Raw genomic sequence first — 19223 nt, 5'->3', positions numbered from 1 at the left:
CTCTATTTACCTCCCAACAGACGCTGGAGAAAACTTTTCTTTTGCACTTCGAGAAAACGGTGAGGAATATCCTTGCCCAGCAAACGATCCACAGCATCACTGTAAGCTTGCCCCGCCTGGGTTTCTGCATCCAGAATAACCGGCTGCCCCTGGTTGGAGGCCTTCAGCACCGCTTCGGATTCCGGTATGACACCCAGTAGCGGAATTGCCAGAATTTCTTCTACATCAGCAACGCTGAGCATTTCACCTTTCTCGACCCGGTCCGGATTGTAACGAGTCAACAACAGATGTTCCTTGATCGCATCCTCACCGCGTTCAGCGCGACGGGATTTGCTTTGCAAAATACCCAGAATACGATCCGAGTCACGCACCGAGGAAACTTCCGGGTTGGTTACCACTACCGCGATGTCGGCAAAATAAAGAGCCATTTGCGCACCTTTTTCAATACCGGCCGGTGAGTCGCAAACGATATATTCAAAATCTTTGGCAAGCTCGTTCAGTACCGCTTCAACACCTTCCGGTGTAAGCGCATCTTTATCACGGGTTTGCGAGGCTGGCAGAATGAACAAGCCTTCGGTACGTTTATCTTTAATCAGGGTTTGGCTGAGGGTCGCTTCACCTTTAATGACATTAACAAAATCATAGACCACTCGGCGTTCACAGCCCATGATCAAATCAAGATTTCTCAGGCCGACATCAAAATCGATAACCACGGTTTTGTGTCCACGCTGAGCCAGGCCGGTACTGATTGCAGCGCTGCTCGTGGTTTTACCTACACCGCCCTTTCCAGACGTAACAACGATTATCCTGGCCAAAATTGGCTCCCCTCTTGATTGTTAATAGAATGATTTTGTTAAGCAATTGACAACAATATCAACCGGCCAGTTTTTCGACAATGACGCTTTCGCCGTCCAGGGAAATTTGTACCGGTTTTTTTAATACATCTGCCGAAAATGAATCCCGCAGTAAAAAATTTCCTGCAATGGAAACCAGTTCGGCTTCCATGTTCTGGCAAAAAATGCGAGCGCTTTGATCGCCTCTCACACCGGCCAGTGCTCTTCCGCGCAAAGCGCCATAAACATGGATATGGCCATCAGCCAGCACTTCAGCGCCTTCGCTAACCTGCGCCAGCACAATCAAATCAGCCCCTTCTGCATATATTTGCTGACCGGATCTGACCGGGCGCGTAATCACCTTGCTGGTACGCTGGATCAATCGCTCTTCAATAACGGTTTCAACCTGCACTTTGGGTGCTGGCGCTTCGGCGGCCGGCATTTTTAAAGCCCGCTCACCGGGGCGCGATAAAATCGCCAATCCGGTCGCTTGTACCGAGGCGAGCAGCGCATCCGGTACGGCGGTAAAACCGATCGGCTGCAACGTCAGTGAGCGAACCTGTTGCAGCAGCGGCTCGCAAGACTCCAACAGTCTGGTGCAAGCAGCCGGATTATCAAGTTTTTCAAAACTGATCAATACTGGCGAGTTCACAAAAAATTGCGGCGCCTGATCAATTTTTTCTTTCAGCTCGTCGATTAACCGGTCGGGGTCATACGTTTGCAAGGCCAGAATAACCACTGAAATTGCACTGCCTTTGAGCTGAAAACTGACATCCACCATGCTTTATTACCTGCTGACAACCGGAATAATGAAAGGTCGCCATTATCAGGGGCATGTGTGATTAGTCAATACAGACCCGGGAGGCGAAATGGCTTTCTTTGCAAAAGCGGGGCACAGATCCGGATTTTGGTGGTCAAAAACACAGCATCATTCAGGTCAGGTTAAGGCTCGCTGCCTTATAAACAAGCTGTTATGTTGTGAACCGTCCGCCCCCACCCGTTTGCACCGGCCCACACCGGGAGATACTGACATGAAACCAGTGATTGCGCTTGTGTTACTTTTTATGCTGACCGCCTGCACGTCCAGCCCTCATGCGGATACGCGGGTGTACTCAACGCCGTCCAACGATGCCCGGCTGGATCAGATGCTGGCGCCTATCGCACTCTACCCGGATACCGTGCTGTCCCACATTCTGATTGCATCGACCTACCCGCTGGAGATTGTTCAGGCGCATCGCTGGAGCCGGGATAACAATCACCTTGAGGGCGAAGCTGCCGTTAAAGCGGTAGAAAACGAAGATTGGGAGCCAAGCGTCAAGGCGCTGGTGGCGTTTCCGCAAGTTTTGGAGCGGATGAGCGATGACCTTGCCTGGACCCAGCAGCTGGGCGATGCCTTTCTGGATGATGAAGCCCGGGTGATGGACAGCATTCAAAACCTGCGTAACAAAGCCTGGGCATCCGGCAATCTTGATCAGTTGCCCCATGTACAAGTGCAGCGCGAGCAGGAAGTGATTGTTATTGAACCCGCCGTAGAACGGGTCGTTTACGTACCGGTTTACGATACCAGGGTGGTTTACGGCAATTGGTGGTGGCCGGATTATCCACCGGTTTACTGGCATCACCCCCACTATAACTATTCCAGCGGCTTTTACTGGGGCTCGGCCATTCATGTTGGTTCGGGCTTTTACTTCAGCAGCTTCCACTGGCCGCGCCGTCAGGTAGTTTATGTGGATTACCATGGCTACCATCACCAGCGGCCACACTTTTACTCCGGCCGCAGCATTAGCCACTATCATGGTGCGAAGCACTGGCGGCATAACCCGAACCACCGTCGCGGCGTAGGCTATCGCCATGAACATACCCAGCGGCAATTCAACAGCAACCGGCCAACCACCCACGAGCGCTATCAGCAGCGCACTGACCGTGGCAATTTTTCTACCGCACAGCGTGCGCAAAACGCCGCTAACCGGCCGTCAGCAACCGCTGACCGCAGACAGGAACTGCGCAATGCCGAACGGATAGAGCAACGTTTGCAACAGCGTAACCGGGAGCGTGGAACCAACTACCAACGCCCGGAAGGCTACCAGCGCCCGCAGGCAGCACCCGGGGAGCAGCGCCGCGAACCCCGCCAGACAGGAACACCACAACCATCTGTGCAGCAGCCGGAGCGCATTCGTCAGAACAACAATCAAACCCGGCATTTTTCGTCGGGCAACCAGGAGTCGCGCCAAACCCCGCCCAGGGTGCAACGTGAACCCACGGTGCGCCAACCGCAGCCAGCGACCGAAACCCGTGCACCGCAACGACCCAATATTCAACGGGAGGCCACCTCCAATAGCGGTTTAAGGCAACGCGCCGAGCAGCCCCAGCGCATTCATAGCCAACGCGAGTCGCGCATCCACCGGCCAGCAGCTGAGAACCGCGGCAACCGCCAGGAACAACGCTGATAACAGACATAAAAAAACCTGCGGCAGGCAGCTGGCGCAGGTTTTTTTATGGATCGAACAAACATCAATTTTTATCTTTCACCTTGGTATCCAGATATCCCATCAAAAACGCCGACAACACGAAGGTAAGGTGCATCAGCACATACCACATCAATTTGTCGTTGTTGATGTTTTGCACATCCATAAAAATCTTCAGCAAATGGATCGAAGAAATGGCCACAATACTAGCTGCAATTTTGGCTTTCAGGGACGACGAATCCATGGTGCCCAACCAACCCAGCTTTTCTTCGCCCTCGCCCACATCCAGACGCGATACAAAATTTTCGTAGCCACTCATCATCACCATGATCAACAAACCGCCCACCATGGCGAGGTCAATCATTGATAACACCACCAGAATCATATCGGCTTCTTTCAGAATCCAGATATGGGTTAGCAGATGAAAGACTTCCTGAAAAAACTTGATAGTCAAAGCAATAATCGCGAGGCTCAGGCCGAGATAAATAGGTGCCAGCAACCAGCGTGAACGGTAGATCAATCTTTCGATAAGTTTTTCCATAGCGTCTCCGGAAATGATGGCCTTTACTGCCGCTATATGCCCTGCCCAGGCAGGCTCGACAGATCAGGGGGAGCGGATTCTACACCGCCCGGTAATCCATTGCAGCGCTGTCGCAGGAAAATTTACATGACATTTTGATGACAATTGTCACGCTGGCGATATGACATTTCCGGCTGGCCGAATCGCCCCGGCATACCGCACAATAATAGCTTCATGGAAAATGCACTGGCAGCTTGCCGGAACACCCTTATGACGACCAGCACCGGACTACCCGCAACACAAGAACTGCATGGCCCGCTTTTTCTGGAGCGCACCTGGCTGTGGCTGATTTTCAGTATTTATTATTTTGTTCCCTTTTTTTACTCGCCGCTGTCCTGGTCGTTTCAGGGCGTTTTGATACTGGCCTACGGTATTTTTGTGCTGCTGTTTCTGCTGGCAGCCGGGCATTGCATGCAACCCCGGGGGCTGGCTTTCAAAGTTGCGGTTATCGGGTTGATCCTGCTGGGCTTTATCGTCACGCCCATATCGGCTGGCAGCAGCAGTACGTTCTTTACCTACGCCGGCTTTCTGTTGGGGTTTGTGCTGCCACTGCGACGCCTCATTCCTACCATAGGGTCGCTTCTGCTGCTGGTAACGCTCTTCTATTTCTACCTGGGCAATCATGCCAGTTATTTTTTTATACCGATTATAGCCGGCACTATTACCATCGGAACCTGGGGCTATCTGGAACAAATGCGCATGAAAGCGCATCGGCAGGAACTGAAAAGCAACGAGGAAATGAAAAGCCTTGCCACCATTGCCGAGCGTGAACGTATTGCCAGAGACTTGCACGACTTGCTGGGCCACACCCTGTCCAGCATTGCCGTTACTGCAGAGCTGGCGGAAAAACTGCTAAAACACCATCGCGAAGCCGAGGCACTTGAACACATCAAGGCGCTGCACAAAGTGGCGAGAGAGGGGTTGGGGCTGGTACGACAAACCGTTTCCGGCTACAAGCACCGCGGCCTGCAAGGAGAAGTTCTGCGCCTGTGTGACACCTTGCGCACCCGCGGCTTTATGGTGATGGTGGAAGGCCGCATTCCCGATCTGGACGCCCGCTCGGAAACTATCGCCATTCTCACCCTCACCGAACTCACCACCAACGTATTGCGCCACAGCCAGGGCACCCACTGCACACTGTCTTTCTCCAGCGCCGACGAACAGACAGAAATTGTGTTTAGCGATAATGGCAAGATCAAAGAGCTGCAGCCCGGTAACGGTTTGCGCGGCATTCAGGAGCGCCTGCAAAGCATTGGCGCACAACTGGTCATCGATACCGCCCAACACACCTGCTTTCGCTTTATCCTGCCCGCAGTGGCACTGGCCATGCACCAGGAAGAAGCGGAGTTTTCATGAAAATTTTGTTAGCCGAAGACCAATCCATGGTGCGCGGCGCACTGGCGGCCTTGCTATCTCTGGAGGCCGGTTTCGATGTCGTTCAGGCGTGCGACGGCGACCATGCCTTGCGGCTGCTAAAAACCGAAACTTTTGATTTACTCCTCACCGATATCGAGATGCCCGGTCGCAGCGGCATTGAACTGGCCAGCTGGATTCAGCAACAACAGCTGCCGGTACGCACTATTCTGATTACGACCTTTGGCCGTGCCGGCTATATCCGACGCGCCGTTGATGCCGGTGTCAGCGGTTTTTTGCTCAAGGATGACCCGTCCGAACAATTGATTCATGCAATTCATGCCGTTATGGCGGGTAAACGTATTATCAACACCGACCTGGCGCTGACGGCGCTGGGTGAAAGTGACCCGCTCAACGATAAAGAGCGGCGGGCATTACGTCTGGCTGCAGAGGGCAAATCCACCGCCGATATCGCCACGCTGCTGTGCCTGTCAGAGGGCACGGTAAGAAATTATTTATCGGAATCTATCAGCAAGCTGAACGCCACCAACCGGGTCGATGCCGCCCGCATCGCGCGGCATAAAGGCTGGCTGTAAACCTCATTTAAAAGGCTGGCGGCGCCCAGCCACGCAGGGTTTCGCCGCTAATCGGATGTGGGAATTTTAGCTCGGTGGCGTGCAAGAGCAAGCGGTCGGCAGCCTCTGCTGACCAGTCATTGTGATAAAAAGAACAACCGAGAATCGGGTGGCCTATTGCCCACAGGTGCAACCGCAACTGATGCGAACGGCCGGTTACCGGCTTTAGCAGCACACGGGTTGTTTGCGCTTTTTCATCCCGAGCCAATACGTGGTAGTGCGTTAAGGAAGGTTTGCCAGTCTGCTGGCAAATTTTGTATTTCGGGCGGTTTTCCGCATCCGATGCAATCGGCAAGTTGATCTCGCCACTGTCTTGCTGCAACAAACCCGCCACCACGGCGGTGTAATGCTTTTCCACCACCCGCTGCTGAAATGCCTTACTGATGGATGACAGCGCCGCTTTGGTGAGCGGAATTACCATCACGCCGGAGGTATCAAAATCCAGCCGGTGCACGATGCTGGCACCCGCGAACGCCTGCTGCAAGCGCACCGCAACAGAATCCCGATTCTGCGGGTTGCGCCCCGGCACACTGAGCAAGCCGGCCGGTTTATCAATCAATAAAAACGTCGCCTCCTGCTGCAGGATACGAATCGCTTCATGGCAAACCGGCAAAACAGCCAACTCATCAGCGGCAGGGGCAGCAGTAGCCGGGGCAAGGGGAGCTTTCATATAAGGCGCTTTCATATAAGGAGCTGTCGTAAAAGACACAGGAACAAGGTGACAAGTCGGAAAACCGCCATCATACCGCCCTCACCGGCCAAAACAAAAACCCGCCGGTAAAGCCCCTTGCAGCCAACCAGGCTCTGCTACACTCAAATTAATACCGCAGGCGCCAGATCACCGCCAATAAAAGGTTTTAACGCAGGAAGGTGAGTCATGAATGACAACAAGGACCCCACAGAAAAACCGGGCTTTTGGCAGATTCTTGGCAGCACGTTGGCCGCCGCTCTCGGCGTACAAAGTCAGCGCAATCGGGAAAGGGATTTTAGCGGAGGCAATATCTACGTGTATTTATTTGCCGGGCTGGTATTCACCCTGGCCTTTATCATCATCATGGTAGTGATTGTGAAAACCATTCTGCACCTGAACGATGTTTGATGCATACAGTAGTATAGTGGGCAGGGTATCCCCGAAAAGCAGATAACCGAGGCAGCAAGGGCGCGCGCGGTTTCTTCGGGGTAACGCCGTTAATGTCAGGTTTTATTGCCCGCTCACCCAGAAGATGCAAGCCGCAACAAATAGTAGAATCAGCACTACCGCCGCAACGGCATCTGCCACACTATCGCCATCCTTCATTTCTATTGGTTCATTCATTGTTTTTATACTCCTGCTATAGAAATATCCTGAAGATCGCTACTGTTTGAATGCCCTATAACAGGGCAACGCAACAACAACCCTCTATTCCTAGCATAGTATAAATTCAGAAACAAGAAAAAAATCCGCCATATAACCGGACAGGATATACAAAGCACCAAAGATTCTTTCCCTGTTCACCAGCAAAGGAGTATTTTTCGCCAGCACCAATCTTAAGCTGAGCCACCCGCAACCGCTCTACTCTCTCGCGATACCGGGGGATTTGGTGTATCCTTCGCCCCTGTTTTTTTGCAGGTCGGCTTCGTTGTACAGCCCGACCCTCTCAGTTCACGGTGTATTTACCTCTATGTACATTTACGACGAATACGATCACAACATTTTGCGCGAACGTATCGCCCAGTTCCGTGCGCAAACCGGACGGTTCCTGGACGGCGACCTCAAGCCCGAGGAGTTCCTGCCCCTGCGTTTGCAAAACGGTCTGTACGTGCAACGTTTGGCGCCCATGCTGCGCATTAACGTGCCTTACGGCATGATTAACAGCACCCAGCTGAGACGCCTGGCTCACATCGCCCGTCACTATGACAAAGGCTACTGTCACGTCACCACGCGTCAGAACATCCAGTTTAACTGGCCGGATCTGACCGAAGTGCCGGACATCCTGGCAGAACTGGCCGAAGTGCAAATGCACGGCACCCAGTCCAGCGGCAACTGTATCCGCAACACTACCTCCGATCCGTTCGCAGGCGTTGCCGAAGACGAGCAGGTTGACCCGCGCCCTTACTGTGAAATTATTCGTCAGTGGTCCAGCTTCCACCCTGAATTCGCCTTCCTGCCGCGCAAATTCAAAATTGCGGTAACCGGCTCTGCCTCTGACCGCGCTGCGGTTCATGTACACGATATCGGCCTCGAAGTGCTGAAGAACGAAGCCGGCGAAACCGGTTTCCGTGTCTATGTTGGTGGCGGCCTTGGCCGTACACCGGTGATTGGCAGCCTGATCCGTGAATTCCTGCCGGAAGAGCATTTACTGTCGTATCTCGAAGCCATTCTGCGTATTTACAACCAGTCCGGCCGTCGCGATAACAAATACAAAGCCCGTATTAAAATCCTGGTCAAAGCGGTAACCGCTGAAGTGTTTGCCGCTCAGGTAGAACAAGAGTGGAATCACCTGAAAGATGGTTACACCCGCCTGACCCGGGAAGAAATCGAGCGCGCTCGCAGCTTCTTTACCTCACCGGATTATCAGACCCTGGACGGCAAAGCGGCCCAGGCCGATGTTGATGATCAGGCACTGCAAAATGTCGGTTTCGCCAAATGGCTGCGCCGTAACGTACGCGGTCACCGTATCCCCGGTTACGCCGCCGTTACCCTGTCATTGAAGCCAACCGGTGTAGCACCGGGCGACATTACCGACACCCAATTGGAACGCATCGCCGACCTGGCGGATGAATTCAGCTTTGGTGAAGCCCGCACTACCCACGAGCAGAATATTGTTCTGGCCGATGTGCGCAAAAGTGATCTGTTCGCCTTGTGGCAAAAAGCGGATACCTTTGGTTTCGCCACTGCCAATATCGGCACCCTGACCGACATTATTTGCTGCCCTGGCGGTGATTTCTGTTCGCTGGCCAACGCCAAGTCAATTCCTATTGCCGAAGCCATCCAGCGCCAGTTTGATGACCTCGATTATGTGTATGACCTGGGTGACCTGAACCTGAATATCTCCGGCTGTATGAATGCCTGCGGTCACCACCATGTGGGCCACATCGGTATTCTCGGCGTTGATAAAAAGGGTGAAGAGTTTTACCAGGTACAGCTGGGCGGCAGCTCAAGCAACGACACGTCATTGGGTGACGTGCTTGGTCCATCTTTCAGCGCTGCCGATATGCCGGTGGTGATTCAAAAACTGATTGATGTGTTTATCAGCAACCGCACCGACGAAGAATTGTTTATTGATACTTACCGCCGTATCGGCGCAGCCCCATTCAAGGAGCGCGTGTATGCCAAAGCTCATTAAGGACGGGGTAATCACCCCGAATGAATGGACGCTACTGGAAAAACCCGAAGGGGATGCCGCCAGCCAGGAAGTTCCGGCTGGCAAGGTGATTGTGCCGCTGACCGTCTGGCAAGCGCAAAAAGAAACCCTGCAACAACGCAACGATATCGGCGTGTGGCTGGATAGCGGCGAGCTGGCATCAGAGCTGGGCGACGACGCCAAAAGCCTGCCGCTGGTTGCCGTGCACTTCCCGCTGTTTATGGACGGCCGCGGTTTTTCTACCGCGCGCCTGCTGCGTGAACGCTTTGGCTTTACCGGTGAGCTGCGTGCTATCGGCTACTTCCTGCGCGACCAACTTTGCTACCTGAGACGCTGTGGCGTTAATGCCTTTGAGTTTACCCATAACGAAATCAGCCTTGAAGATGCTCTCGAATCGCTGAACGATTTTACCGAGTATTACCAGGCGTCAGTCGATCAGCCATTGCCGCTTTTCCGCCGCCGTCATTGATGCTGTTTTTACTATCCACTGCCATGGATAATGGCAGTGGATAGTAAACTGCCCCGCTTTTTCCACGGTAATTTTTTATTTCTTCTGCCTTGCCGCGTCTGCCGACTCGATGATATCGGCAAAATAATCCTTGAGATCTTCCGCTTCCCACATGGTGTCCTGATACCCCATGGCCATCAGCTCACTGATAAATTCATTAACGAATAACAAATAACTCGCCGCTGTCGCGCCCCCGCTTTTGGCGGTAGCACCAATGGCTCGCATAAAAAAACGCAGGCTGCCTGGCAGGTAACGAATGCAACGCCCGGCAACCGAATCTACTGAGCGTGAGGGTGAAATCACCCGGTTTTCTACCGGCCGCAAAATAAGGCCGGCCTCTTCGCGGCGCTCTGGCGGAATCAAATCAAGCAGCTCGTTAAGACGCTCCATGTGTTCAAGATCGCCTTCCATCGCATCAATAAACGCGCTGTTAAATAAATGACCCACTATTTGCCCCATTGACGGCGAGTGGCGAGCCGGCTTTTTCTTGATCCAGTTGCGGTTGCTACGATTCCCGCTGACCCCAATCACAAATACCGATTCGGCGCCCAGATGCAATGCCGGGCTGATGGGTGCCAGCTGGCGCAAAGCGCCATCACCGTAATAATCCTGATCAATACGCACCGAGGGAAAAATAGTGGGAATTGCCGATGAAGCAATTAAATGCTCCAGCCGCAACCGGGTAGGCACGCCGGCGCGGCGATATCGGTTCCAACCTTGCAACTCGGGGACGCCCTCAAAAAAACTGATGGATTTACCAGAGCTGTAACCCATGGCGGAAACCGACACCGCCAGCAGGCGGTTATTTTTGATGGCGGTTTCAATATTTTCCAGATGGATGGTATCGCCCAGTAACTGCCACAGAGGGGCGTTATCGAGCAGGGATAACGGCTTCTTGCCCCCCACCCCTTCGTTGAGTAGCGACATCGCCAGCAGGCTGATGCCTTTACTTAAATCCCCCCAGCCATCATGAAAAATATGGCCGGGGGTGAGGGTTTTCCAGAGAGACGCCAAACCGGTAACCGCTTCACGAAAAGTACCCGGGTGCGATGCCAGAGCCACCGCATTGATGGCGCCCGCCGACGTACCGCAAATGATGGGAAACGGGTTATTGATATCCGCTGGCAACAACTCCGCCAGCGCTTGCAACACACCCACTTGATACGCGGCCCGAGCACCGCCACCGGAAAGTACAAGCGCCCGTTTTTTCACAACACCCCTTGCCTCTCTTTTAACACTGCCATCATGTTACTCACCAGCAGCCGCTACCGGCCTGACCACCAACGTCATATCTTCGACGGCCAGAATTTCAACTGTTGCGCCCTGCGGAAGATCATCGGTGCAGCGCACCATCCACAAGGCATCACCGATTTGAACTTTACCGGAGCCATTGATGACCGGCGTTAACAAAGGCACCTTGCGCCCCACCAGCAACGCTGTACGGGCATTCAATTGGGGCTGATCGGTACGGTGGTTAAAACGGCGAAACCGTTTCCAGTACACCAGCGTAAAGACAACCGAAAGCACCGCAAACCCCAACCACTGCCAATACCACAGCATTTCCGGGTTTAAAAACAGCAGACCGCCAACCGTCAGACTGGCCACCGCAATGCCCAGCAAAAAACCGTTGATGCCCAGCATCTCCAGCATGAGAAGTAATATACCGAGTGCCAGCCAATGCCAGAACTCCAGGCCGATCATAAAATTCATTGGCGAACCCTACCCGATCAGTTTTGCTTTGCCGCTTTGATCAATTCACTGATACCACCAATCGCCCCAATCACACTGGAAGCCTCCAGTGGCATCAGCACCACTTTGCTGTTGTTGGCGCTGGCGATTTGCCCCAAAGCATCAACATACTTTTGTGCCACGAAATAATTAATGGCTTGCGGGTCGCCTTTGGCAATCGCCTCACTGACCAGCTCGGTTGCACGGGCTTCTGCTTCTGCCTCCCGCTCACGCGCTTCTGCTTCGAGAAATGCTGACTCCCGCAGACCTTCAGCCTTGAGAATTTGTGCGCGCTTTTCGCCCTCAGCAACTTTAATGGCCGCTTCACGCTCGCCTTCTGCCCGCAAAATTTGCGCGCGCTTTTCACGCTCGGCCTTCATTTGGTTAGCCATGGCATCAATCAGATCGCGGGGGGGCGTGATGTCACGAATCTCGATACGAGTGACTTTAACACCCCAGGGTGAGGTGGCTTCATCCACCTTCATCAGCAGGCTGGTATTGATCACATCACGATTGGAAAGCATAGCATCCAGCTCCATGGAACCCACCACCGCACGGATGTTGGTCATCACCAGGTTCTGCATGGCGTGGGCGAGGTTATTCACTTCATAGGAGGCTTTGGCGGCATCCAGCACCTGATAAAAGCACACAGCGTCTGCCGTCACCATGGCGTTATCCGCACTGATCACTTCTTGCGGGGTAATATCCAGCACCTGCTCCATCACAATCACCTTGCGGCCAATGGCATCGACAAAGGGGATAATGATGTGCAAACCCGGGGTTAACAATTGGGTAAATTTACCGAAGCGCTCGACCGTCCAATTGTGTCCCTGCGGCACGCTCTTCACGGCGGTAAAGATAAAAATAACAACGAATACGGCCAGCAAGGCCACAAACTCAAAAGACATAGACAATCCTTATTTATTTTGTCAGGTTCGGTTCCAACTGACGCCACATGGCGTCGACTGCTGAGAGTACATGGCCGGTGAAGGAATCACCAGCGATTGCCGTAGCACAGGTAATCCATCCTGAATAAAAAACGGCTACTTGTAGTAGCCGCTTCAGGGTAGTGAATCAAGTAAATCACTCTTATTTTTTAGCCGGGGTTTTCAGTTCACGGCGCAATACTTTACCTACATTACTTTTCGGCAGTTCCTTGCGGAATTCCACCTGATGCGGAACCTTGTAAGGCGTGAGACGCGTTTTGGCAAATTCGCGAACCGCTTTGGCCGTGAGATCCGGATTGGAACTGACCACAAACGCTTTAACCACTTCACTGCCATCGTCATCCTGCACACCAACCACCGCCACCTCAACGATATCCGGGTGAGCGCTCAATGCATCTTCAACTTCGTTGGGGAACACTTTAAAGCCGGAAACGTTGATCATGTCTTTTTTACGATCAACAATGCGGATGTACCCGTCGTCCTGAATGATGGCAATGTCACCACTTTTAAACCAGCCGTCGGCATCCAGCACTTCAGCGGTAGCATCTTCGCGCTGCCAGTAACCTTTCATTACCTGAGGCCCGCGAATACACAATTCCCCGGGCTCACCCGCTGGCAAGGTTTTACCGTTTTCATCAATTACTTTGCAGTCGGTTTCCGGCATCGGCGTACCCACCGTGCCCAGCTGCACTTTTCCTGGCGGGTTAATGCAGACCACCGGTGAGGTTTCGGTTAATCCGTAGCCTTCACTGATTGCGCTGCCGGTGAGTTGCGACCATTGTTTAGCGGTTTCTGCAGTCAGGGCCATACCACCGGAAGATGTCAGCTCTACCTTGCTGAAATCCAGCTGGCGAAAATCGGCATTGCGCAGCAAGGCGTTGAACAAGGTGTTCAAACCGACGAAACAGGTGAAAGGTGTTTTTTTCAGGGTAGCAACAAATGCTTTGATATCGCGCGGATTGGGGATCAACACATTGTGATTGCCCAATGACAATGCGGATGTGCAATGAATCGTGAAGGCATAAATATGGTACAGCGGCAGCGGCGCGATGTAGGTTTGCTGATTGGGCCGGAACACCGCTTTCATGTGTTCATTCACCTGCAACATATTGGCAACCAGATTGCGATGCGTCAGCATGGCGCCCTTGGCAACGCCGGTGGTGCCGCCGGTGTATTGTAAAACCGCCACATCATCGGGTACTACATTTACCCGTTTCCAACTGTCAGCCTGATAATTAAGCGTGTCACGGAAGGCTATTTGATGCGCAAAAGAAAATTCCGGCACCATTTTTTTAATGTAGCGAACCGCAAAATTCAGCAGCACGCGCTTTAACGGAGAATGCAAATCAGCAATCTCGGTAACGATCACCCGTTCTACCGATGTTTGATCAATAATTTCCGAAGCGGCTTTGGCAATATTGGCCAACACCACCAGCACTTTTGCGCCCGAGTCACTCAGCTGATGCTTCAATTCGTGGGAGGTGTACAGCGGATTGGTATTTACCACCACCAAACCGGCGCGAATCGCACCGAACACAACCACCGGGTATTGCAAAACATTGGGCAGCTGTACGGCAATACGATCACCGGGCTTCAAGGATGTGGATTGTTGCAACCAGGCGGCAAAACGGGCAGAGAGTTCGTCCAGCTCGCCAAACGTCAGGGTTTGCCCCATACAGGTAAATGCAGGGCTATCGGTGTATTTACCAAATGATTCCGCAAAGACATCAACCAGCGTTCGATTGTAATCCAGGGACATAGTGCAGACTCCTTTTCTGATCAGACTTTATTTGTGAAGGTGAAAATTTTATTGGCTGCTTGATCGGAAAGATGCCGCTACCGGCTTGTACTGGCCCCCACAAAAAAGGGCGAGAATTACGGCTCCCGATATGAGTTGTCTGATTTCAGTTTAGCAGTTGAGCGAAAGCGCAGACAAAATCTTATTTTTTTCAGTGCATTATTCCGGTCAGCTAGCGGGCAAAAGCGTTGCAAATCCGCTGATTTTTTTGCGTTAACGCCCCAATAAACCACTGATATAGACACTACCGATAACATCAGGCGCATCGCAAACGAAGGACACGCCTGATGTTATCAAACCTTACTGACCAAAGACGCGCTCGAGAAATACCTGCATTTGCTGCCAGGAATCCTTGTCTGCCACTTCATCATAAGCCAGTGGCATATTAAAACGCTCACCCAGCAAGTTTGCGCCCGGGTTGGTAAAACTGTGCACCGCACCTTCGTAGCTGACCAGCCGGTAATCTGCACCGGCGTTTTTCATTTCGCTTTCAAAGCCGGCAACCTGCTCTGGCGGTACCATCGGGTCAGCAGCGCCGTTGAGCACCAGGATCGGTGTTGTCAAACGCCCTTTTTCTGCGGGCGCTTGCGTTGCAAGGCCGCCGTGAAAACTGACGACACCCGCCAGATCAACGCTGTTTTGGCGCGCCACATTCAGTACCGTGCTGCCACCAAAACAGTAACCAATGGCCGCAATACGTTCGGCATCGACATGGTTATCTGCCTGCAACAACACATAGGCGGCATTAAAACGTTTTTCTGCCAGCGGCTGGTTTTCTGAAACAACCTTCATAAATTTCAGTGCATCATCCGGGTGGTCGGCCACCTTGCCAGTGCCATACATATCCAGTGCCAGCGCGGTGTAACCCAACTCAGCCAGCTTGTCGGCACGGCTGCGAACATAATCGGTGTGGCCCCACCATTCGTGCACCACCAGCACACCAGGCCGCTCGCCGGTAATGGCATCATCATAAGCCAGATAACCGGTGTAGGATTCACCATCAATTTTGTATTCAATAACTTGCGACTGAATAGCCGCCTGCGCTGAACCAGCCAGTAGTAAACCGGCCAGCAAACCATAGACCTTTTGCATAACGATGCCTCCCTGATAAAAGCCAATGTGAGTATTAAAGAAAGTGTATCAAACCATTTCGCTGGAGGCAGGCTGAGCCTGCAACATGGCTAGCAGTTCACAGGTAAGTGACGCCGTGAAGCCCCAGATTTCATAGCTTTGATATTGATAGGCAGGTACCTGATAAACACGATTGCCGCGGGGAATACTGTCAATGCGCACCTGAATGCCGCGGTGAAATTCCACCAGCGGCACCTGAAAAATAGCATCCAGCTCATAAGGGCAAGGGCACAGATCGTTAGCGTGATCAATCAACCCCACAAAAGGGGTAACGATAACGCCAGCCCGGGTTGCTCGCGGTTTGCAAGCGCCCAGCAAGGTGATGCATTCAGCGGCGAGGCCGATTTCTTCGCGGGTTTCACGCAGCGCGGTATCTCGCAAGGTAAGATCACCCGGCTCCCATTTACCACCAGGAAAAGAAACTTCGCCAGCATGGCTGGTGAGATGACGCGAACGCAGGGTAAAAAGCAGAGAAGGTTCGGGCTGCCGGGTGAATAACGCCAGCACAGAGGCCTGGCGGGGATATTGACCAGGAGGAGAAAGCGAGTGGTCGAGAAGTCTGGATTTTAGCCGCTGCCATTGTTGGGTCATGAGCTGCACTGCCAAGGCTGAAAAACTCTTACAACCTTAGCACATAATCTTCCGGGGCGGCGAGGCGCCACACATCAAAAGCGGGCTCTTCATAAGGATGCGCCTGCTTTAACGCGCTTACGACTGCCGTAATATGAACATCGTCACAAACCATTTCTACGCGGTATTCGGCAACCCGTTCCAGCGAGCCTTGTTGACCAATAAAGGGCTGACTGCCGGGCAAAGGGCAAAATTGCCCCTCGCCGGCGGTTTGCCAGCAGCAGCGGCTATAGTCGCCTATACGCCCCGCTCCTGCGGCAAACACGGCGTCCTTGACGGCTTCCAGATGGGAGTCCGGTACAAAGAACACCAATTTGAACATAATCAGATAACGCGTACGCTGATCACGTGATCAACGGCGGTAATGGCTTCGATAACCGCTGCCGAAGGCGCCACTGCCACATCAATAATGCTGTAAGCAGTTTCACCACGGCTCTTGTTCACCATATCAATGACGTTAACCTGATTGTCGGCCAGAACAGACAATACATGGCCAAGCACACCGGAGACGTTATCGTTGGAGAAAGTAATACGGGCAACGGTACCTGACGAACGATCCAGAGAAACTGTAGGGAAGTTTACCGAGTTGAGCACATTGCCATTTTCCAGGTAATCCACCAGCTGGTCGGCTACCATAATCGCACAGTTTTCTTCAGCTTCTTCGGTGCTGGCACCGATATGCGGCATCGCGTAAACGTCATCGCGATTGAGTAACTGCGGCTCCGGGAAGTCACAGATGTACTTGCCCAGCTGACCGGCATCAAGGCTGGCAACAACGGCAGTCGCATCAACAATGGCTTCACGGGCGAAGTTAAGCAGTACCGCACCTTTCTTCACGCTTTTCAGGGATTCGCCGTTAATCAAATGGCGGGTTGCATCAATAGCCGGCACATGCAGCGTAATAAAGTCGGAACGTGCCAACAACGCTTGCAGGTTTTCCATGCGGGACACCTGATTGGGCAAACGCCATGCCGCTTCTACCGACAACGCCGGGTCAAAGCCGACCACTTTCATACCCAGAGCCAGCGCCGTTTCTGCAATCATTGACCCGATGGCACCAAGACCGACCACACCCAGGGTTTTACCCAGCACTTCATTGCCAGCAAAACGGGATTTTTCTTTCTCAAGCAGTTTGGACATTTCCTCGGCATCGGTCATGTCGGTCAGGCCTTGCACGTAGCGCATACCCGGCAAAATACCGCGCGAGCCCAACAGCATGCCAGCCAGTACCAATTCTTTTACCGCATTGGCGTTAGCACCCGGCGCGTTGAAAACCACCACGCCTTTGCGGGTGTAATCGGCAACGGGCACGTTGTTAACACCGGCACCGGCACGGGCCACTGCTTTTACGGTGGCAGGCAGCGCTTCGTCGTGGAGTTTGTGGCTGCGCAGCATATAGGCATCAGGCTGGCCGATATCACTGGCAACTTCATAATTTTCGCGCGGAAAACGGTTGAGACCTTTTACAGAAATCTGGTTGTAGGTTTTGATCCTGAACATGCACACACCCTTTCATCACTCGGTTCTGACGAGGCGGATGCAATGCACCCGCCTCCTGAAGGTAATTACGCCGGTACCACTTCCTTATAAGCCCACTCCAACCATGGCAGCAGATCTTTCAGATCCTGCTCGCCAACGGTTGCGCCACACCAGATACGCAGGCCCGGAGGTGCATCGCGGTAAGAACCGATGTCATAAGCAACACCTTCCTTATCCAGCAATTTGATCATCGCCTTAACCTGGTCAGGCGTTGCTTTCAGGGTTAAACAGACGCTGGTGTTGGAGAGGGTTTCCGGCGTTTGCGCGAGGAAATCAATCCAATCGTGGGCTGCAACAAAACCGGCCAGAACCGCCAGGTTGGCATTGGAGCGCTTGATCGTTTCTGCCACACCACCAATGGCACGCACCCAATCCAGCGCATCCAGGTAATCGGCTACGGCCAGCATGGACGGCGTATTGATGGTGTCGCCTTTGAAAATGCCTTCATTCAATTTGCCATTGCTGGTCATGCGGAACAGCTTTGGCATCGGCCAGGCCGGTTTCCAGGATTCCAGGCGCTCAACAGCGCGCGGGCTGAGAATCAGCATACCGTGGGCACCTTCACCGCCCAGCACTTTCTGCCAGCTGTAGGTGATTACGTCCAGTTTTTCCCACGGCATTTCCATGGCGAAAACCGACGAGGTGGCATCACAAATGGTCAGACCGGCACGATCATCCGGAATCCAGTCGCCATTGGGCACTTTTACACCGGAGGTGGTGCCGTTCCAGGTAAAAATAACGTCGTTGTCAAAATTGACTTTGGCCAAATCCGGCAGCACGCCATAGTCGGCTTCGTGCGCGTTAACTTGCAGCTTCAACTCTTTGGTGGCGTCACTCAACCAACCTTTACCAAAGGATTCCCACTGCAGAATGTCCACACCACGTGCGCCCAGCAAAGACCACATGGCCATTTCTACGGCACCGGTATCGGAACCCGGCACAACACCAACACGGTAACCCGCAGGCAATCCCAACAACTCGGCTGTATCTTCACAAGCACGTTGCAAAGCCGCTTTGCCAATTGTTGAACGGTGTGAGCGACCCAGTGTGGAGATATCCAGACTATTAACGTCGTATCCCGGACGCTTGCTGCATGGACCGGAAGAGAAATGGGGATTGCGGGGTTTTACCTGTGGTTGCATGTTAATCCTCGGTGTACGAACTCAACAATTGAGCACCCGCCAATATTTCGGGCGCCTTGCGATTTACCGGGAAAGCCAGACAACAGGGTGACCCGGCAAGGGATGGGGGCGTGATTATGCCAGCTTGGGGGCAAATAACCTAGGAGCAGAATGGGCTTCAGACGACGAAATAATGCATATCAGAGCCCTGCAAAAAAACACCATGAAAACGGTTACAGAGGAATCATATGCCAGAAATAAAAAAGCCCTCTACAAGTGTAGAGGGCAGAGGGAGACGTCGATGCATCAACCAGACATCGACGGTGAGAGACTGTTCAGGCGCTTCCAGCGCGCCAGGTGCTTGTGACTATACCAGATTGACCGGCAAGTACGAAACAATTACGACCTGATAATGCCAGCTTTCAAAAAATAAACAATGTTCATTTATCAAAAGTTTTGAAAAAACCGATGTAACCGATACTCATGATTAAAAATAAATCGTGTAACACGGTTACAGCCATCACTGTAATTAATCCTGACAGCGCTGTCAAATTTTCCTGAACACCCAAAACCTGCTGAACGTTTACCGGCGAATCGACCTGCCCACCCTC

The 19223-nt window shown here is 52.8% G+C and carries 19 protein-coding genes; 6 read left to right on the top strand and 13 right to left on the bottom strand.

The features are described 5' to 3' along the window. Positions 1 to 2: 2 nt before the first annotated feature. Complete coding sequence (minD, locus tag C4F51_RS05835; RefSeq protein ID WP_193908027.1) at positions 3 to 815, bottom strand: septum site-determining protein MinD; 813 nt, start codon at positions 813 to 815, stop codon at positions 3 to 5. A gap of 58 nt (positions 816 to 873) precedes the next feature. After that, positions 874 to 1614, bottom strand: a complete 741-nt coding sequence (gene minC, locus C4F51_RS05830) for a septum site-determining protein MinC (protein ID WP_193908025.1) — start codon at positions 1612 to 1614, stop codon at positions 874 to 876. 250 nt (positions 1615 to 1864) lie between these two features. On the opposite strand from minC, the gene C4F51_RS05825 reads away from it, so the two are divergent. Beyond that, complete coding sequence (locus C4F51_RS05825) at positions 1865 to 3280, top strand: DUF3300 domain-containing protein (RefSeq protein WP_193908024.1); 1416 nt, start codon at positions 1865 to 1867, stop codon at positions 3278 to 3280. 64 nt (positions 3281 to 3344) lie between these two features. Here C4F51_RS05825 and C4F51_RS05820 read toward each other — a convergent pair whose 3' ends face one another. Next, complete coding sequence (locus tag C4F51_RS05820; protein WP_193908022.1) at positions 3345 to 3839, bottom strand: TIGR00645 family protein; 495 nt, start codon at positions 3837 to 3839, stop codon at positions 3345 to 3347. 249 nt (positions 3840 to 4088) lie between these two features. On the opposite strand from C4F51_RS05820, the gene C4F51_RS05815 reads away from it, so the two are divergent. Together C4F51_RS05815 and C4F51_RS05810 are read left to right on the top strand one after the other, a co-directional pair. Continuing rightward, positions 4089 to 5234: a sensor histidine kinase gene (locus C4F51_RS05815; RefSeq protein WP_193908021.1), complete on the top strand. Its 1146-nt coding sequence runs from the start codon at positions 4089 to 4091 to the stop codon at positions 5232 to 5234. After that, positions 5231 to 5827 (top strand): response regulator transcription factor, encoded by a 597-nt coding sequence (locus C4F51_RS05810; RefSeq protein ID WP_193908020.1) that lies wholly within the window; start codon positions 5231 to 5233, stop codon positions 5825 to 5827. Before C4F51_RS05815 ends, C4F51_RS05810 begins: the two co-directional genes overlap by 4 nt. A gap of 7 nt (positions 5828 to 5834) precedes the next feature. Here C4F51_RS05810 and C4F51_RS05805 read toward each other — a convergent pair whose 3' ends face one another. Beyond that, entirely contained in the window at positions 5835 to 6536 is a 702-nt protein-coding gene (locus C4F51_RS05805) for an RluA family pseudouridine synthase (protein WP_193908019.1), read from the bottom strand. Between the two features lie 207 nt (positions 6537 to 6743). Between C4F51_RS05805 and C4F51_RS05800 the strand changes: the two genes are divergently transcribed. The 3 genes from C4F51_RS05800 (at position 6744) to C4F51_RS05790 (ending at position 9679) form a co-directional block, all read left to right on the top strand. Then, a complete protein-coding gene (locus C4F51_RS05800) occupies positions 6744 to 6965 on the top strand; it encodes a DUF2970 domain-containing protein (protein WP_193908018.1) in 222 nt (73 codons plus the stop codon). Positions 6966 to 7527: 562 nt separating this feature from the next. Then, entirely contained in the window at positions 7528 to 9192 is a 1665-nt protein-coding gene (locus C4F51_RS05795) for a nitrite/sulfite reductase (protein WP_193908017.1), read from the top strand. Next, positions 9176 to 9679: a DUF934 domain-containing protein gene (locus tag C4F51_RS05790; RefSeq protein ID WP_193908016.1), complete on the top strand. Its 504-nt coding sequence runs from the start codon at positions 9176 to 9178 to the stop codon at positions 9677 to 9679. Before C4F51_RS05795 ends, C4F51_RS05790 begins: the two co-directional genes overlap by 17 nt. A gap of 75 nt (positions 9680 to 9754) precedes the next feature. Here the strand turns inward: C4F51_RS05790 and C4F51_RS05785 are convergent, their stop codons facing one another. The 9 genes from C4F51_RS05785 to C4F51_RS05745 all read right to left on the bottom strand — a co-directional run bounded on the left by C4F51_RS05785 (position 9755) and on the right by C4F51_RS05745 (position 18633). Continuing rightward, positions 9755 to 10930, bottom strand: coding sequence for a patatin-like phospholipase family protein (locus tag C4F51_RS05785; protein WP_193908015.1), 1176 nt, complete (start codon positions 10928 to 10930; stop codon positions 9755 to 9757). A gap of 36 nt (positions 10931 to 10966) precedes the next feature. After that, a complete protein-coding gene (locus tag C4F51_RS05780) occupies positions 10967 to 11428 on the bottom strand; it encodes an NfeD family protein (protein WP_193908014.1) in 462 nt (153 codons plus the stop codon). Positions 11429 to 11445: 17 nt separating this feature from the next. After that, entirely contained in the window at positions 11446 to 12354 is a 909-nt protein-coding gene (locus C4F51_RS05775) for an SPFH domain-containing protein (protein ID WP_193908012.1), read from the bottom strand. Positions 12355 to 12535: 181 nt separating this feature from the next. Next, positions 12536 to 14152 (bottom strand): AMP-binding protein, encoded by a 1617-nt coding sequence (locus C4F51_RS05770; protein ID WP_193908010.1) that lies wholly within the window; start codon positions 14150 to 14152, stop codon positions 12536 to 12538. 339 nt (positions 14153 to 14491) lie between these two features. Further along, on the bottom strand, positions 14492 to 15283 hold the full coding sequence (locus tag C4F51_RS05765) for a dienelactone hydrolase family protein (RefSeq protein ID WP_193908008.1): 792 nt from the start codon (positions 15281 to 15283) through the stop codon (positions 14492 to 14494). Positions 15284 to 15331: 48 nt separating this feature from the next. Further along, positions 15332 to 15913, bottom strand: a complete 582-nt coding sequence (locus tag C4F51_RS05760; RefSeq protein ID WP_193908006.1) for an NUDIX hydrolase — start codon at positions 15911 to 15913, stop codon at positions 15332 to 15334. A gap of 28 nt (positions 15914 to 15941) precedes the next feature. After that, on the bottom strand, positions 15942 to 16274 hold the full coding sequence (locus C4F51_RS05755) for a Nif3-like dinuclear metal center hexameric protein (RefSeq protein WP_193908004.1): 333 nt from the start codon (positions 16272 to 16274) through the stop codon (positions 15942 to 15944). A 2-nt stretch (positions 16275 to 16276) separates the two neighbouring features. After that, positions 16277 to 17452 carry a 3-phosphoglycerate dehydrogenase family protein gene (locus C4F51_RS05750; RefSeq protein ID WP_193908002.1) on the bottom strand — a complete coding sequence of 392 codons (1176 nt, stop codon included), beginning with the start codon at positions 17450 to 17452 and terminating at the stop codon, positions 16277 to 16279. A gap of 65 nt (positions 17453 to 17517) precedes the next feature. Then, on the bottom strand, positions 17518 to 18633 hold the full coding sequence (locus C4F51_RS05745) for a phosphoserine transaminase (RefSeq protein WP_193908000.1): 1116 nt from the start codon (positions 18631 to 18633) through the stop codon (positions 17518 to 17520). Between the last annotated feature and the right edge of the window lie 590 nt (positions 18634 to 19223).

It is taken from the genome of Cellvibrio polysaccharolyticus, assembly GCF_015182315.1.
GTDB lineage: Bacteria > Pseudomonadota > Gammaproteobacteria > Pseudomonadales > Cellvibrionaceae > Cellvibrio > Cellvibrio polysaccharolyticus.
The sequence above is the reverse complement of the archived record's forward strand: the minus strand, read 5'-3'. Positions and strand labels throughout refer to the sequence as shown.

Bases quoted from the DNA above. Each gene is read 5' to 3' on its own strand.
- C4F51_RS05745 (WP_193908000.1), bottom strand. From the start codon at position 18,633: ATGCAACCACAGGTAAAACCCCGCAATCCCCATTTCTCTTCCGGTCCA.
- C4F51_RS05770 (WP_193908010.1), bottom strand. From the start codon at position 14,152: ATGTCCCTGGATTACAATCGAACGCTGGTTGATGTCTTTGCGGAATCA.
- C4F51_RS05755 (WP_193908004.1), bottom strand. From the start codon at position 16,274: ATGTTCAAATTGGTGTTCTTTGTACCGGACTCCCATCTGGAAGCCGTC.
- C4F51_RS05820 (WP_193908022.1), bottom strand. From the start codon at position 3,839: ATGGAAAAACTTATCGAAAGATTGATCTACCGTTCACGCTGGTTGCTG.
- C4F51_RS05815 (WP_193908021.1), top strand. From the start codon at position 4,089: ATGACGACCAGCACCGGACTACCCGCAACACAAGAACTGCATGGCCCG.
- C4F51_RS05790 (WP_193908016.1), top strand. From the start codon at position 9,176: ATGCCAAAGCTCATTAAGGACGGGGTAATCACCCCGAATGAATGGACG.
- C4F51_RS05775 (WP_193908012.1), bottom strand. From the start codon at position 12,354: ATGTCTTTTGAGTTTGTGGCCTTGCTGGCCGTATTCGTTGTTATTTTT.
- C4F51_RS05800 (WP_193908018.1), top strand. From the start codon at position 6,744: ATGAATGACAACAAGGACCCCACAGAAAAACCGGGCTTTTGGCAGATT.
- C4F51_RS05760 (WP_193908006.1), bottom strand. From the start codon at position 15,913: ATGACCCAACAATGGCAGCGGCTAAAATCCAGACTTCTCGACCACTCG.
- C4F51_RS05765 (WP_193908008.1), bottom strand. From the start codon at position 15,283: ATGCAAAAGGTCTATGGTTTGCTGGCCGGTTTACTACTGGCTGGTTCA.
- C4F51_RS05825 (WP_193908024.1), top strand. From the start codon at position 1,865: ATGAAACCAGTGATTGCGCTTGTGTTACTTTTTATGCTGACCGCCTGC.
- C4F51_RS05805 (WP_193908019.1), bottom strand. From the start codon at position 6,536: ATGAAAGCTCCCCTTGCCCCGGCTACTGCTGCCCCTGCCGCTGATGAG.
- minC (WP_193908025.1), bottom strand. From the start codon at position 1,614: ATGGTGGATGTCAGTTTTCAGCTCAAAGGCAGTGCAATTTCAGTGGTT.
- C4F51_RS05750 (WP_193908002.1), bottom strand. From the start codon at position 17,452: ATGTTCAGGATCAAAACCTACAACCAGATTTCTGTAAAAGGTCTCAAC.
- C4F51_RS05795 (WP_193908017.1), top strand. From the start codon at position 7,528: ATGTACATTTACGACGAATACGATCACAACATTTTGCGCGAACGTATC.
- C4F51_RS05810 (WP_193908020.1), top strand. From the start codon at position 5,231: ATGAAAATTTTGTTAGCCGAAGACCAATCCATGGTGCGCGGCGCACTG.
- C4F51_RS05780 (WP_193908014.1), bottom strand. From the start codon at position 11,428: ATGAATTTTATGATCGGCCTGGAGTTCTGGCATTGGCTGGCACTCGGT.